We start from the raw sequence: 14,657 nt of genomic DNA on the forward strand, positions 1-14,657 counted from the left end.
TTCCTTAATATGCACGCAGAGTTTTAAATACCGATGCCAGCTTGCTGGCGTCTTTAATGCCCGGTTGGGACTCTACGCCTGAATTGAAATCGAGGCCTGCGCAGCCGGTTTTGGCCGCTTCCACACAGTTATCGGGGCTTAATCCCCCCGCCAGCAGGACATTGTCCAGCACTTCGCCACGCAGCAGTGACCAGTCAAAACGCTGCCCCGTGCCGCCCTGGCCGTTGTCGAGCACGTATTTATCAACATGCTTCAGGTTACGCGCGGGCAGGGTGGCGCCAACGCTTTGCGCTTTCCAGATCTGAACCTGAGGCGCCAGAACATGTCGCAGAGCATCGATGTACGCCTGATCTTCATCGCCGTGCAGCTGGACCGCGCTCAGGGATAACGCGTCCGCTTTTGCCGCAACGTCGTTAATATCCGCATTGCGGAACACGCCCACGTAGCTCAGAGGCGCAGCCGCCATCACCTTGTGCGCCTGTTCCTCATTAACGGCGCGAGGAGAGGACTCAACAAAGATCAGACCACCATAGATCGCGCCCGCTTCATATGCGGCCTGCGCATCCTGTTCACGGGTCAGGCCGCAGACTTTGTTCTCACCCAACAGCACGCGGCGCACGGCCGCATTAAGATCGTCGTGTTCCATCATCGCGGAGCCGATCAGGAAACCGTTGGCAAAGTGGCTGAGTTCGCGCACCTGAGCGTAGCTGTTAATCCCGGATTCGCTGATCACCGTGACGCCCGCGCCCAGACGCGGCGCAAGCTGGCGCGTACGGTTGAGGTCAATCGACAGGTCGCGCAGGTCGCGGTTGTTAATGCCGACCACTTTGGCTTCCAGCGCGATGGCGCGCTCCAGCTCCTCTTCGTTGCTCACTTCGGTCAGCACGCCCATATTCAGGCTGTGCGCGACGGCGGAGAGCTGGCGATACTGCTCGTCATCCAGAACGGAGAGCATCAGCAGGCAGGCATCTGCCTGGTAAAAGCGCGCCAGCCAGATCTGATACGGGTCGATAATAAAGTCTTTGCACAGAATCGGCTGCGGCGCGATGCCGCTGACAACGGGCAGAAAATCGAAGCTGCCCTGGAAATATTTCTCATCCGTCAGCACAGAAATGGCAGACGCATGATGCTTGTAGATACCGGCAATACGCGCCGGGTCGAAATCGTCGCGGATCACGCCTTTGGACGGAGACGCTTTTTTACACTCCAGAATAAACGCGGTACGCGCGCCCTGGAGCGCATCATAAAAACGACGGCTGCTCGGAACGACGTCATTCTGAAAACTGGCGAGCGGCTGCTGTTGCTTACGGGCTTCCACCCAGATGGCCTTATCGGCGACGATTTTCGCTAAAACGGTCTGCATTATTTACCCTCTTGCCGCAAGTGCGGTAACGCGATCGTAAGCTGCACCGGAGCGCAGTACGTCCAGAACTTTTTGGGCGTTGGCTTTCAGATCTTCCTCGCCATGTAAACGCATCAGCATGGCTACGTTGGCCGCCACGGCGGCCTCATGGGCGGCCTCACCTTTACCTTGTAATAAGCGCGTGAGAATGTCACGGTTTTCTTCCGGCGTGCCGCCCGCCAGGGCGTCCTGATGGTACGAGGTCAACCCGAAGTCAGCGGCCTCAAGCTGATAGTTCAGCACTTCGCCGTTATTCAGTTCCGCCACCAGCGTGGGCGCATGCAGGGAAACTTCATCCATCCCGCCGCTGTGTACCACGGCGGCGCGTTGGTAACCGAGGACGCGCAGCGTCTCCGCAATCGGCAGGACCAGCTCCGGGCTGTAAACGCCAATCAGCGCCAGCGGCGGGTGCGCCGGGTTAATGAGTGGACCGAGCACGTTAAACAGCGTACGGGTTTTGAGCTGCTGGCGAACCGGCATCGCGTGGCGGAAACCGGTGTGATACTTCGGCGCGAACAGGAAACAGACGCCCAGGTCATCCAGCGCTTCACGGGAACGCTCGGCGTTCATGTCCAGGTTGATACCGAAAGCCGCCAGCAGGTCGGACGATCCTGAACGGCTGGACACGCTGCGGTTGCCGTGTTTCGCCACCTTCAGACCGCATGCCGCGGCCACAAAGGCGCTGGCGGTGGAAATATTGATACTGTTACTGCCGTCGCCACCGGTCCCGACAATATCGGCAAACGGATAGTCCGGGCGCGGGAACGGGGCGGCATTTTCCAGCAGCGCGGTTGCCGCGCCGGCGATCTCCTGCGGGCTTTCGCCACGTACCTTCATGCTCACCAGCGCAGCGGCCAGCTGCTCAGGCTTCAGCTCGCCGCGCACGACGGCGGAGAACAGCTGATGGCTCTCCTGCTGGCTCAGGGTCTGAGCCTGATACAGTTTTTCCAGAATCGGTTGCAGGGTGTTGGTCTGCTCCAGCTTTTGTAGCGCCCAGTCGAGCGTTTGCTCCAGCAGACGCGCGCCGTTGGACGTCAGGATAGATTCCGGGTGGAACTGCATCCCGCAGACGCGATCCGCATCGTGACGCACCGCCATCACCATCCCTTCAAACGAGGCGTTAATGGTCAGCCCGGCCGGAATGTTGCTGCCGACCAGCGAGTGGTAACGCGCTACCGGAAGCGGGTTCGGCAGACCGGCAAACATCGCCTGACCGTCATGTTCAATACTTGACGCTTTACCATGGAGGATCTCCCCCGCCTGACCCACGTAACCGCCGTAGGCTTCGACAATCGCCTGGTGGCCGAGGCAGATGCCGATAATCGGCAGCTTGCCGCGCATACGGGTCAACAGCTCAGGCATACAGCCTGCTTCGCTCGGTGCGCCTGGGCCCGGGGAGAGCATCAGCACCGGGTTTTGCATGGTCGCCAGACGGTCAATTAGCGTCTGGGCCGGAACGTGGTTGCGATAGATAACGACATTGTGACCATTCGCACGCAGCTGATCTGCCAGGTTGTAGGTAAAGGAGTCGATATTATCGAGCAGCAGAATGTCAGCCATCAGAAAATCTCCTGTGCATGGTGTGCGGTAGCAATAGCGCGCAGTACCGCGCGCGCCTTACTGCGGGTTTCGTCGGCTTCCGACTGCGGAACAGAATCCAGCACAATCCCGGCCCCGGCCTGGACGGTCGCAATGCCGTCCTCAACGTAGGCGGAGCGGATCACGATGCAGGTATCAAGGTCACCGTGAGCGGTGAAATAGCCCACTGCACCACCGTAGCTGCCGCGACGGCGTCCTTCCGCTTCGGCGATCAGCTGCATGGCGCGGACTTTCGGCGCGCCGCTCAGGGTGCCCATGTTCATGCAGGCGCGGTAGGCATGCAGAACGTCGAGGTCGTGGCGCAGTTCACCCACCACCCGGGAGACCAGGTGCATGACGAAGGAGTAGCGGTCGACTTTGGTCAGGTCCGCCACGTAGCGGCTGCCAGGCGTACAAATGCGTGCCAGATCGTTACGCGCCAGGTCAACCAGCATCAGGTGTTCGGAGAGCTCTTTATGGTCGGTACGCATTTCCAGTTCGATGCGGCTGTCGAGATCGCGGTCCAGGGAACCATCGGCACGACGGCCGCGTGGACGGGTTCCCGCTATCGGGTAGATCTCAATCTGGCGGCTGGTGGCGTCGTACTTGAGGGAGCTTTCCGGCGACGCGCCAAACAGGGTGAAATCATTGTCCTGCATAAAGAACATGTACGGGCTTGGGTTGCTCTTTTTCAGCACATCGTAAGCCGCCAGCGGCGACGGGCAGGGCAGTGTGAAGCGACGGGACGGCACTACCTGGAAAATCTCCCCGGCACGAATCGCTTTTTGCATCTGACGTACCACCGCGCCGTACTGATCGTCGGTCTGACTCACCTCGCAGGTCATCTTTTCAACACGCTGCATCGGGAGCGCGGGCGGTGCTTCTGACATCTGCTGTTGCAGTTGGGCGATGCGCTGCGCGAGGCGATTTTTCTCAGACTCAGACGGCGTGAAAAGGCTGGCCTGGATGCGGGTATATTTTTTCTGATGGTCGATCACCAGCAGGGTTTCGGCCAGGTAGAAACAGTAGTCCGGGCAGCGGTTTCCCTGCTCGGTTTCCGGTAAATCTTCAAAGCCAGCAACCAGGTCGTAAGCAAACAGCCCGCCAAAAAACATTGCTTCGCGCTCAACTTCCGGCACGGCCACCAGATTTTGCAGCAGGCGAAAGGCGTCAAAAACGGAGAGCGAGCAGAGGCGGGCATCCTCATCCAGCAGCTGGCTCACCGGCGGGAAATGCAGAATACGCAGGTCCGGGTGGCGTTCATTTTCAATGCCTGAAGGCAGCGCCGCATCCAGCAGCGGCAGGAGCGACGCGCCATTGTCAGACAACGCCCTGATAGTGACGGTGTCACCTAACGCGGTAATGCGCAGCGCGCTGTCAACCAGCAGCAGGCTTTTGAGGTCGTCCTTACTGTCGATATCAGCTGACTCCAGCAGCAGCGTCGCGGGACGTGCGCCGCACACCTGATGAAACAGCGCGGTAGGGTTATGGCGATAGGCCGCCTCGCAGGTCAGCAGTTCGAGATGAGGTTTGGCTGTTTGCATGTTGTTGTTCTCATATTCTGTTCAAAAAAAAGCCCGCTGGGTAGCGGGCCGGGTATCTGTTTGCATTTCGCAGACGCGTGACACTGCCCGAAGATCAGGAAGTACGCCACCAACCGTGCAGAGCGAAATGTGCTGTCATTTTCAGATACCTTTCTCGTGTGAACTTGCGTACTAGTTAACTAGTTCGATGGCGTGTTGTCAACCCCTGATTTCAGTATTTCACGGTTAGTCGGTATCATAGGGGCTTCGGATGTCTCCAACCTGTTATGGGAAGTGCTTTGAGCGATACCACCTACGCCGTAATTTATGATTTACATAGCCATACGCAGGCTTCAGATGGCCTGCTGACACCCGAAGCTCTGGTCCATCGCGCCGTTGAAATGCGTGTCGGCACGCTGGCAATAACCGATCACGATACCACTGACGGCATTCCCGCCGCGCGCGCCGAGATTGCCCGCAGCGGACTGGCGCTGGATCTGGTGGCCGGGGTTGAGATCTCGACGGTCTGGGAAAACCACGAAATTCATATCGTTGGCCTGAATATCGATACAGAACATCCGGCCATGCGTGCTTTTTTGCAAGAACAAAAAACACGCCGCAATCAACGCGCGGAGATGATTGGCGAACGTCTGGAAAAAGCGCATATCCCCGGTGCGCTGGAAGGCGCGCGAACGCTGGCGAACGGTGGGGCGGTGACGCGCGGCCATTTCGCCCGTTTTCTGGTGGATGCCGGTAAGGCGACGACCATGGCGAATGTCTTTAAAAAGTATCTGGCGCGCGGGAAAACCGGATACGTTCCCCCACAGTGGTGTACAATAAAACAAGCTATTGATGTGATTCATCATTCTGGCGGTAAGGCCGTGCTGGCCCATCCGGGGCGGTATAATCTTTCTGCTAAATGGCTGAAAAGACTGCTGGCACACTTTGCCGACTGCGGCGGTGAGGCGATGGAAGTTGCCCAGTGTCAGCAGGCACCCAATGAGCGTTCGCAGCTCGCGACCTACGCCCGTCAGTTTGGTCTGCTTGGGTCACAGGGTTCAGATTTCCATCAGCCCTGCGCGTGGATTGAACTGGGGCGCAAGCTCTGGTTACCCGCGGGCGTTGAGCCTGTCTGGCAGCTCTGGGATCAGCCACAGCAAATTGAAGAGAGGGAAGTATGAGTCAGTTTTTCTATATCCATCCGGATAACCCCCAGCCACGTCTGATTAATCAGGCCGTGGAGATCGTCCGCAAAGGCGGCGTTATTGTCTACCCAACCGATTCTGGCTACGCGCTGGGCTGTAAAATTGAGGATAAAGGGGCGATGGAGCGCATCTGTCGCATCCGCCAGCTGCCGGATGGCCACAACTTCACCCTGATGTGTCGCGATCTCTCTGAGCTGTCGACCTATGCTTATGTTGATAACGTGGCCTTTCGTCTGATTAAAAACAACACGCCGGGTAACTACACCTTCATTCTGAAGGGGACAAAAGAGGTGCCGCGTCGTCTGTTGCAGGAAAAACGTAAAACCATCGGCATGCGCGTGCCGTCGAACCCGATTGCCCAGGCGCTACTGGAAACCCTCGGCGAGCCGATGCTCTCCACATCGCTGATGCTGCCGGGCAGTGAGTTTACCGAGTCCGACCCGGAAGAGATCAAAGATCGTCTGGAGAAGGTGGTGGAGCTGATTATTCATGGCGGCTATCTTGGCCAGCAGCCGACCACCGTGGTGGATCTCACCGAAGACGCGCCAGAAGTGATTCGTGAAGGCGTGGGCGATGTTAAGCCTTTCTTGTAAGGGTGTAAGCAGGTATACTACGCGGCCATCAAAGCAGGGCGCCGCCCTGTTTTTGACCTGATTCGACGCCTGTGAAGGCGACACCTGAGGAAGCTCAATGAGCGAGAAGTTACAGAAAGTGCTGGCGCGCGCCGGCCACGGTTCGCGCCGTGAAATCGAAGCCATTATTGAAGCAGGCCGCGTGAGTGTGGACGGTAAAATCGCCACGCTCGGTGACCGCGTTGAAATCGTACCGGGGCTGAAGATCCGCATTGACGGCCATCTTATCTCCGTGAAAGAGTCTGCTGAACAGATCTGCCGCGTACTGGCTTACTACAAGCCGGAAGGCGAACTGTGTACCCGCAACGACCCGGAAGGTCGCCCGACGGTGTTTGACCGTCTGCCAAAATTGCGTGGCGCCCGCTGGATTGCCGTAGGGCGTCTGGACGTGAACACCTGCGGCCTGCTGCTGTTCACCACCGATGGTGAACTGGCAAACCGTCTGATGCACCCGAGTCGTGAAGTGGAACGTGAATACGCCGTTCGTGTTTTCGGCCAGGTTGATGAGAATAAACTGCGCGACCTGTCGCGTGGCGTTCAGCTGGAGGACGGCCCTGCGGCGTTCAAAACCATCAAGTTTACCGGTGGTGAAGGCATTAACCAGTGGTACAACGTTACCCTGACAGAGGGACGTAACCGCGAGGTGCGTCGTCTGTGGGAAGCGGTCGGTGTCCAGGTGAGTCGCTTGATTCGCGTCCGCTATGGCGACATTCTGCTGCCGAAAGGCCTGCCACGTGGCGGCTATACCGAACTGGATCTGACGCAAACCAACTACCTGCGCGATCTGGTTGGCCTGACGCCAGAAACCACGTCGAAAGTGGCGGTAGAGAAAGATCGTCGTCGCATGAAGGCGAATCAAATCCGCCGTGCGGTGAAACGTCATAGCCAGGTCAGCAGCAATCGCCGCTCTGGCAGCCGTAATAACAACGGTTAATTGAAAAGCCCGGTGAATATACCGGGCTTTTTTTTCAGTAATCAATCCCAATTTGCGCTTTGATACCCGCATCGAACGCATGCTTAACCGGACGCAGCTCGCTGACGGTATCGGCCAGCTCCAGAATGTCCCGATGACACCCGCGCCCCGTGACGATCGCCGTCTGGTGTGCAGGGCGGTTCCTGAGGGCCTCCAGCACGGCTTGCAGCGGCAGGTAGTCATACGCCACCATATAGGTGATCTCATCCAGCAACACCATGTTCAGCGACGGGTCTGAAAGCATTCTTTTGGCATGCTCCCAGACGGCGAGGCAGGCTGCGGTATCGGTTTCCCGGTTCTGGGTATCCCAGGTAAAACCGGTTGCCATTACCTGAAACTCAACGCCATGCGGCTCGAGCAGATTACGCTCGCCGTTGGGCCATTCACCCTTGATAAACTGGATCACGCCCACTTTCTGCCCATGCCCGACTGCGCGGGTGGCGGTCCCAAATGCGGCGGTGGTTTTGCCTTTGCCGTTGCCGGTGAACACGACTAGGATACCGCGCTCGTCCTTAGCGGCCGCCACGCGTGCATCAACCTGTTCTTTCAGACGCTGCTGGCGCTGCTGATGACGATCATCACTCATTGCGATATCCCCGGTTTGCGGCCTGGCTGGGCATCGAAGGTCATTCCGGTTTTGCGACGGCTGTCGTCACCCATCAGCCACAGGTAAAGGGGCATGATATCGGCCGGGGTTTTAAGCTTCTGCGGATCTTCTGTCGGGAAGGCGCTGGCGCGCATTTTGGTGCGCGTACCGCCTGGATTAATACAGTTAACCCGCAGGTGGCGGCTTTGGTACTCTTCGGCCAGCACCTGCATCATTCCTTCGGTGGCAAATTTTGAGACGGCGTAAGCCCCCCAGTTCGCACGCCCCTGACGCCCCACGCTGGAGGAGGTAAATACCAGCGAGCCGGAATCGGAGTTGAGTAATAAAGGAAGCAAGGCCTGGGTCAGGAAAAACGTCCCGTTGACGTTAACCTGCATCACCTGTTGCCAAATTTCCGGATCCTGTTCATCCATCGGGCGCACTTCGCCCAGTAACCCCGCGTTGTGCAGTACGCCGTCCAGACGCGGATAATGTGTGCTGATCCGCTGGGCAAGGGCCTGACATGACGCTGGCGTGCAGGTCAGCAGATCGAGCGTATACCAGGGCGTGGGGGTACCGCCGGCGTTTTCGATTTCACGGGCGACGGTCTTGAGCTTTTCTTCATTACGTCCCAGCAGAATAAGGCTCGCACCGTATTCAGAATAGGTCAGCGCCGCTTCGCGACCAATCCCGTCGCTGGCACCGGTAACCAGAATGATGCGGTTCTGTAGAAGGTTTTTTTGTGGCTGATAATGCACGGTGGCTCCTCAGGCGCATTGGGCGTGACTTGCACCTTTATTTATGACTTTTCGGCTTTATGCCCGAAACAGCGTCAGAATTCAATCAGTCTACAGGACAGAACGCTGGGAAATTAACAATTTGCAAAGATTTAAACCAGAAGCGGGGGATTCCTGAAGCCGCCTCGCAGAGGTAATGTCCAGAGCGAGACGCCTGCGCAGGGCTGTTGTACACTGGCGTGAAAGATTCGTGGTTAAATCAAGGTGGAACGCGTGGAATTACTTTCTCAGTATGGGTTGTTTTTGGCCAAAATCGCGACGGTGGTTATTGCTGTCGCGGTGATTGCCGTCCTGATTGTCAACCTGACGCAGCGTAAGCGTCAGCGTGGTGAGTTACGCATTACCCGCCTGAGCGAGCAGTATAAAGAGATGCAGGAGGAGATGTCTCTGGCGCTGCTTGACGATCATCAACAGAAGCTGTGGCTAAAAGCCCAGAAGAAAAAACATAAGCAGGACGCCAAAGCCGCGAAGGCGAAAGCTAAGCTCGCCACGCCACAGGCTGACGCAAAACCGCGCGTCTATGTGCTCGATTTTAAAGGTAGCATGGATGCGCATGAAGTCTCCTCTCTGCGTGAAGAAGTGACGGCGGTGCTGGCCGTGGCGACAGCCCAGGATCAGGTGGTGGTACGCCTTGAAAGCCCGGGCGGCGTAGTGCATGGGTATGGACTGGCGGCTTCGCAGTTACAACGTCTGCGGGATAAACAGATCCCGCTCACCGTTGCGGTAGATAAGGTCGCGGCGAGTGGCGGCTATATGATGGCGTGCGTGGCGGATAAAATCGTCGCGGCACCGTTCTCCATTATCGGCTCGATTGGGGTGGTCGCGCAGATCCCTAACTTCAATCGTTTCCTGAAAAATAAAGAGATCGACATCGAACTGCATACGGCGGGTCAGTACAAACGTACGCTGACGCTGCTCGGTGAAAATACCGAAGAGGGACGGCAGAAATTCCGGGAAGATCTGAACGAAACCCACCATCTGTTCAAAGATTTCGTGCACCGCATGCGCCCAACGCTGGACATTGAGCAGGTGGCTACGGGCGAGCACTGGTACGGCACGCAGGCGCAGGAGAAAGGGCTGGTGGATGAGGTGGGTACCAGCGACGACCTCCTGCTCAACCTGATGGAAGGCCGTGAGCTGGTGGGGGTGCGCTTCACCCGACGTAAGCGCCTGCTCGACCGTTTTACCAATAGCGCGGCAGAAAGCGCTGATCGCCTGCTGCTACGCTGGTTGCAGCGCGGCCAAAAGCCGCTGCTGTAAAGAAAAACGCGAGGCAGATGCCTCGCGTTTTCGTTTTAATCGACCAGGTGGTACTTCTCTGAGAGGGTATGCGCCAGGTATTTAAACATGTTAAACACGGCGGTGCTTTTCGGGGTGGGTAGCCCTTGTTCATCAAGGAAGTATTCACCGCTGAACACCAGCACGCCATTACGTTGTTCCACGCCAGTCGCTTCAATTCCCGCCAGGGTGTCTTCATGGTCGCGAATGAGTTTGTTTGCTTCGATAAGCAATGAAGCTCGGTCAATGGGTTGGGTCGTATTCTGCATATTCCACTCCTTAAACAGTGACAATAGTCTACGCCTGGGTCGCTTCGGGGGCAAATTTTCCCTGTTATCCGAGGGGATAAGAAACAGGGGCTGGCTGGCGGGATTTGCTTTTGCATGCTAATAAAGTTGCGTAACGAATTTTATCAGGTACAGTGTGCGCTTTCGTCATTCTGGCAACAGAATTGCTTGACATTCGACCGGGAATTCGTCACGAATGAACTTTGATGTGAGAAAAATACCCGAAAACTCAATGACCTGGATGTCGCCATTCTGACGTTCGGTAACACATAGGGGTTGATATCCCCTGACGATGTCGCAATATCAATGGCTCATCGTCAGCGGAAGGGAAATCAACGTGCGGCGTATTCCTGGAAGAATTAAATTAGGTAAAGGTGAATATGGGTAAAGCTCTCGTCATCGTTGAGTCCCCGGCAAAAGCCAAAACGATCAATAAATATCTGGGCAATGACTACGTGGTTAAGTCCAGCGTTGGTCACATTCGCGATTTGCCGACCAGTGGCTCAGCCAGCAAAAAGAGCGCAGACTCTACCTCCACCAAAGGGGCTAAAAAGCCTAAAAAGGATGAACGTAGCGCGCTTGTCAACCGCATGGGTGTTAACCCATGGCACAACTGGGATGCACATTACGAAGTGCTGCCAGGCAAAGAAAAAGTCGTTAACGAGCTGAAACAGCTTGCTGAAAAAGCAGACCACATTTATCTCGCAACCGACCTTGACCGCGAAGGGGAGGCCATTGCATGGCACCTGCGGGAAGTGATCGGGGGTGATGACAAACGCTACAGCCGTGTAGTGTTCAACGAAATTACAAAGAATGCGATTCGTCAGGCGTTTGAAAAGCCGGGTGAACTGAATATCGACCGTGTTAACGCTCAGCAGGCGCGTCGCTTTATGGACCGCGTTGTAGGCTACATGGTCTCGCCGTTGCTGTGGAAAAAGGTCGCTCGCGGCCTGTCTGCGGGGCGTGTGCAGTCTGTGGCTGTTCGTCTTGTTGTTGAGCGTGAACGCGAGATCAAAGCGTTCGTCCCGGAAGAGTTCTGGGAAGTGGATGCGAATGTCACCACGCCGGGCGGCGATGCGCTGCCGTTGCAGGTGAGCCATCACAACGACAAACCGTTCCGTCCTGAAAATCGCGATCAGACCATGGCCGCCGTGGCGCTGCTGGAAAAAGCGCGTTATCAGGTTCTGGATCGTGAAGATAAACCAACCAGCAGCAAGCCTGGCGCACCGTTTATCACGTCAACTCTCCAGCAGGCGGCAAGTACCCGTCTGGGTTACGGCGTGAAGAAAACCATGATGATGGCCCAGCGCTTGTATGAAGCGGGTTACATCACCTACATGCGTACTGACTCCACCAACCTGAGCCAGGACGCTGTCAACATGGTGCGTGGCTATATCGAGGACAACTTCGGTAAGAAATACCTGCCGGACGGGCCTAATCAGTACGCCAGCAAAGAGAATTCTCAGGAAGCGCACGAAGCGATTCGTCCTTCTGACGTTTCTGTTCTGGCTGAATCGCTGAAAGATATGGAAGCGGACGCCCAGAAGCTGTATCAGCTGATCTGGCGCCAGTTCGTAGCTTGCCAGATGACGCCAGCGAAATACGACTCCACCACGCTGACGGTCGGCGCGGGTGATTTCCGCCTGAAAGCGCGCGGCCGCATTCTGCGCTTCGACGGCTGGACAAAAGTGATGCCAGCGCTGCGTAAAGGCGATGAAGACAGAACGCTGCCTTCAGTCAACAAAGGTGACGAGCTGTCGCTGGTTGATCTGGTCCCGGCTCAGCACTTCACCAAGCCACCTGCGCGCTTCAGCGAAGCATCGCTGGTGAAAGAGCTGGAAAAACGCGGCATCGGTCGCCCGTCCACCTATGCGTCAATCATTTCGACCATTCAGGATCGTGGATACGTTCGCGTCGAGAACCGTCGTTTCTATGCTGAAAAAATGGGTGAGATTGTCACCGACCGTCTGGAAGCGAACTTCCGCGAGTTGATGAACTATGACTTCACCGCGCAGATGGAAGACAGCCTCGATGAGGTTGCCAGCCATAAGGCAGAGTGGAAGAAAGTTCTCGACAGCTTCTTCAGCGATTTTACCAATCAGCTTGAGAAAGCCGAGAAAGATCCTGAAGAGGGCGGCATGCTGCCTAACCAGATGGTACTGACGAGCATCGACTGCCCAACCTGCGGCCGTAAAATGGGGATCCGTACCGCGACCACGGGCGTGTTCCTCGGTTGCTCTGGCTATGCGCTGTCGCCGAAAGAGCGTTGCAAAACCACCATCAACCTCGTGCCGGAGAACGAAGTTCTCAACGTGCTGGAAGGTGACGATGCGGAGACCAACGCACTGCGCGCCAAACGCCGCTGTAAGAAATGCGGCACGGCGATGGACAGCTACCTGATCGATCCAAAACGCAAACTGCACGTTTGTGGCAATAACCCGACCTGCGATGGTTATGAGATCGAAGAAGGTGAGTTCCGTATTAAGGGCTATGACGGTCCAATCGTTGAGTGTGAGAAATGTGGTTCCGAAATGCACCTGAAAATGGGACGCTTCGGTAAGTACATGGCATGCACCAACGACGACTGTAAAAACACGCGTAAGATCCTGCGTAACGGTGAAGTGGCGCCGCCGAAGGAAGATCCGGTTCCGCTTCCTGAGCTGCCGTGCGAGAAGTCAGACGCGTATTTCGTGCTGCGTGACGGTGCTGCCGGGGTATTCCTGGCGGCCAACACCTTCCCGAAATCGCGCGAAACCCGTGCGCCGCTGGTAGAAGAGCTGTACCGCTTCCGCGACCGTCTGCCGGAGAAACTGCGTTACCTGGCCGATGCGCCACAGCAGGATCCGGAAGGCAACAAAACCGTGGTGCGCTTCAGCCGTAAAACGAAGCAGCAGTACGTGGCGGCAGAGAAAGAGGGCAAAGCGACCGGATGGTCAGCCTTCTTTGTCGACGGGAAATGGGTTGAAGGCAAGAAATAATCTTCCCTTACCGTAACTTACCTGTAAAGGGCCGGACTTCCGGCCCTTTTTTATTACGTAGTTATTATTTTTTGTTCCGTACTATACAGCCTGGCTATAAATGATATAGTGGTTATAGTTAACCCGTTTCTTATTATCAAATCGTCTTAAGCGATTGACGCATGCGCTAAATCGGATGGTCTGGCATGAAATTACAGCAGCTTCGCTATATCGTTGAGGTCGTCAATCATAACCTCAATGTCTCTTCCACCGCAGAAGGTCTTTATACCTCTCAGCCCGGCATCAGTAAGCAGGTGCGTATGCTGGAGGATGAGTTAGGTATTCAGATATTTGCCCGCAGCGGTAAGCACCTGACTCAGGTCACGCCGGCAGGACAGGAAATCATACGCATCGCACGGGAAGTGCTCTCCAAAGTCGACGCCATTAAATCCGTCGCCGGGGAACATACCTGGCCGGATAAAGGTTCTCTGTATATTGCCACCACGCACACACAGGCGCGTTATGCGCTTCCCGGGGTAATCAAAGGCTTCATCGAACGCTATCCCCGCGTTTCCCTGCATATGCATCAGGGATCACCGACGCAAATCGCAGAGGCCGTGTCTAAAGGCAATGCAGACTTCGCTATCGCGACGGAAGCGCTCCATCTGTACGATGATCTGGTCATGCTCCCGTGCTACCACTGGAACCGCTCTATTGTCGTGACCCCGGATCACCCGCTGGCGGGGAAGGGCGAAGTGACAATCGAAGAACTGGCGCAATACCCGCTGGTGACCTATACGTTCGGCTTTACGGGCCGGTCTGAACTGGACACCGCGTTTAACCGCGCCGGATTAACGCCACGGATTGTCTTTACGGCGACGGATGCGGACGTCATAAAAACGTATGTACGTCTGGGCCTGGGCGTTGGGGTTATTGCCAGCATGGCGGTGGATCCTGTCTCAGACCCGGATCTGGTGCGTCTGGATGCGCATGATATTTTCAGTCACAGCACCACCAAGATAGGTTTTCGTCGCAGCACGTTCCTGCGCAGCTATATGTATGATTTTATTCAACGCTTTGCGCCACATTTAACGCGCGATGTGGTGGATACAGCTGTGGCGTTACGCTCCAATGAAGACATCGAAGAGATGTTTAAAGACATTAAACTTCCAGCCAAATAATCACTCCCGGTATCTTTCTCTTGCGGAAAGATACCGTCATTCCGCTTTAAACCTGAATTAGAATTATCATCATCTACGCCCACTGTCATATATCGTCATAACCCATTTGATGACTATGGTTTTACTGTCGCAAATTTGCGACAAAAGTAGAAACTAATTTACAGCTGTGCAAATTATTCTTTTCAATTATTTATTTCGGGTCAAAAGATTGAATTTTCCCGGGCTCGGATACGTAAATTCACTGGCTTTTCGGCTAAA

At 55.9% G+C, this 14,657-nt stretch carries 13 protein-coding genes and 1 other annotated feature; of the genes, 6 read left to right on the forward strand and 7 right to left on the reverse strand.

Going from position 1 to position 14,657, the window contains the following annotated elements:
• Positions 1-4 precede the first annotated feature (4 nt).
• From trpCF to trpL, 4 genes are all read right to left on the reverse strand, one after another.
• Positions 5-1,363 (reverse strand): bifunctional indole-3-glycerol-phosphate synthase TrpC/phosphoribosylanthranilate isomerase TrpF, encoded by a 1,359-nt coding sequence (gene trpCF / locus SK54_RS11820; protein ID WP_048247233.1) that lies wholly within the window; start codon positions 1,361-1,363, stop codon positions 5-7.
• Between the two features lie 3 nt (positions 1,364-1,366).
• Positions 1,367-2,962, reverse strand: coding sequence for a bifunctional anthranilate synthase glutamate amidotransferase component TrpG/anthranilate phosphoribosyltransferase TrpD (trpD, locus tag SK54_RS11825; RefSeq protein WP_047738681.1), 1,596 nt, complete (start codon positions 2,960-2,962; stop codon positions 1,367-1,369).
• The gene (locus tag SK54_RS22355) at positions 2,962-4,524 is read right to left on the reverse strand and encodes an anthranilate synthase component 1 (protein WP_048247235.1); all 1,563 of its coding nucleotides are present in this window, start codon (positions 4,522-4,524) and stop codon (positions 2,962-2,964) included. Before SK54_RS22355 ends, trpD begins: the two co-directional genes overlap by 1 nt.
• A 23-nt stretch (positions 4,525-4,547) precedes the next feature.
• Positions 4,548-4,642, reverse strand: a sequence feature (Trp leader region).
• On the reverse strand, positions 4,619-4,663 hold the full coding sequence (trpL, locus tag SK54_RS22525) for a trp operon leader peptide (RefSeq protein ID WP_071524153.1): 45 nt from the start codon (positions 4,661-4,663) through the stop codon (positions 4,619-4,621). It overlaps the preceding feature by 24 nt.
• A 127-nt stretch (positions 4,664-4,790) precedes the next feature.
• Here trpL and rnm point away from each other — a divergent pair, with 127 nt between their 5' ends.
• The 3 genes from rnm to rluB all read left to right on the forward strand — a co-directional run bounded on the left by rnm (position 4,791) and on the right by rluB (position 7,274).
• The gene (gene rnm / locus SK54_RS11835) at positions 4,791-5,684 is read left to right on the forward strand and encodes an RNase RNM (protein ID WP_048247237.1); all 894 of its coding nucleotides are present in this window, start codon (positions 4,791-4,793) and stop codon (positions 5,682-5,684) included.
• A complete protein-coding gene (locus SK54_RS11840; protein WP_003856793.1) occupies positions 5,681-6,301 on the forward strand; it encodes an L-threonylcarbamoyladenylate synthase in 621 nt (206 codons plus the stop codon). Before rnm ends, SK54_RS11840 begins: the two co-directional genes overlap by 4 nt.
• A 97-nt stretch (positions 6,302-6,398) precedes the next feature.
• Positions 6,399-7,274 carry a 23S rRNA pseudouridine(2605) synthase RluB gene (gene rluB, locus SK54_RS11845; RefSeq protein ID WP_003856794.1) on the forward strand — a complete coding sequence of 292 codons (876 nt, stop codon included), beginning with the start codon at positions 6,399-6,401 and terminating at the stop codon, positions 7,272-7,274.
• A gap of 34 nt (positions 7,275-7,308) precedes the next feature.
• On the opposite strand, the gene cobO is transcribed toward rluB, so the two are convergent.
• Entirely contained in the window at positions 7,309-7,899 is a 591-nt protein-coding gene (gene cobO / locus SK54_RS11850) for a cob(I)yrinic acid a,c-diamide adenosyltransferase (protein WP_048247238.1), read from the reverse strand.
• Positions 7,896-8,657: a YciK family oxidoreductase gene (locus SK54_RS11855; protein ID WP_048247239.1), complete on the reverse strand. Its 762-nt coding sequence runs from the start codon at positions 8,655-8,657 to the stop codon at positions 7,896-7,898. Before SK54_RS11855 ends, cobO begins: the two co-directional genes overlap by 4 nt.
• 252 nt (positions 8,658-8,909) lie before the next feature.
• On the opposite strand from SK54_RS11855, the gene sohB reads away from it, so the two are divergent.
• The gene (gene sohB, locus SK54_RS11860) at positions 8,910-9,956 is read left to right on the forward strand and encodes a protease SohB (RefSeq protein WP_023296716.1); all 1,047 of its coding nucleotides are present in this window, start codon (positions 8,910-8,912) and stop codon (positions 9,954-9,956) included.
• Between the two features lie 35 nt (positions 9,957-9,991).
• Here the strand turns inward: sohB and SK54_RS11865 are convergent, their stop codons facing one another.
• Complete coding sequence (locus SK54_RS11865) at positions 9,992-10,243, reverse strand: YciN family protein (protein ID WP_003856804.1); 252 nt, start codon at positions 10,241-10,243, stop codon at positions 9,992-9,994.
• A gap of 398 nt (positions 10,244-10,641) precedes the next feature.
• On the opposite strand from SK54_RS11865, the gene topA reads away from it, so the two are divergent.
• A complete protein-coding gene (gene topA / locus SK54_RS11870; RefSeq protein WP_017384217.1) occupies positions 10,642-13,239 on the forward strand; it encodes a type I DNA topoisomerase in 2,598 nt (865 codons plus the stop codon).
• A gap of 185 nt (positions 13,240-13,424) precedes the next feature.
• Positions 13,425-14,399 (forward strand): HTH-type transcriptional regulator CysB, encoded by a 975-nt coding sequence (gene cysB / locus SK54_RS11875; RefSeq protein WP_006810844.1) that lies wholly within the window; start codon positions 13,425-13,427, stop codon positions 14,397-14,399.
• The last annotated feature ends 258 nt before the right edge of the window (positions 14,400-14,657 follow it).

It is taken from the genome of Enterobacter sp. MGH120, from assembly GCF_001037725.1.
Lineage (GTDB): Bacteria > Pseudomonadota > Gammaproteobacteria > Enterobacterales > Enterobacteriaceae > Enterobacter > Enterobacter hormaechei_C.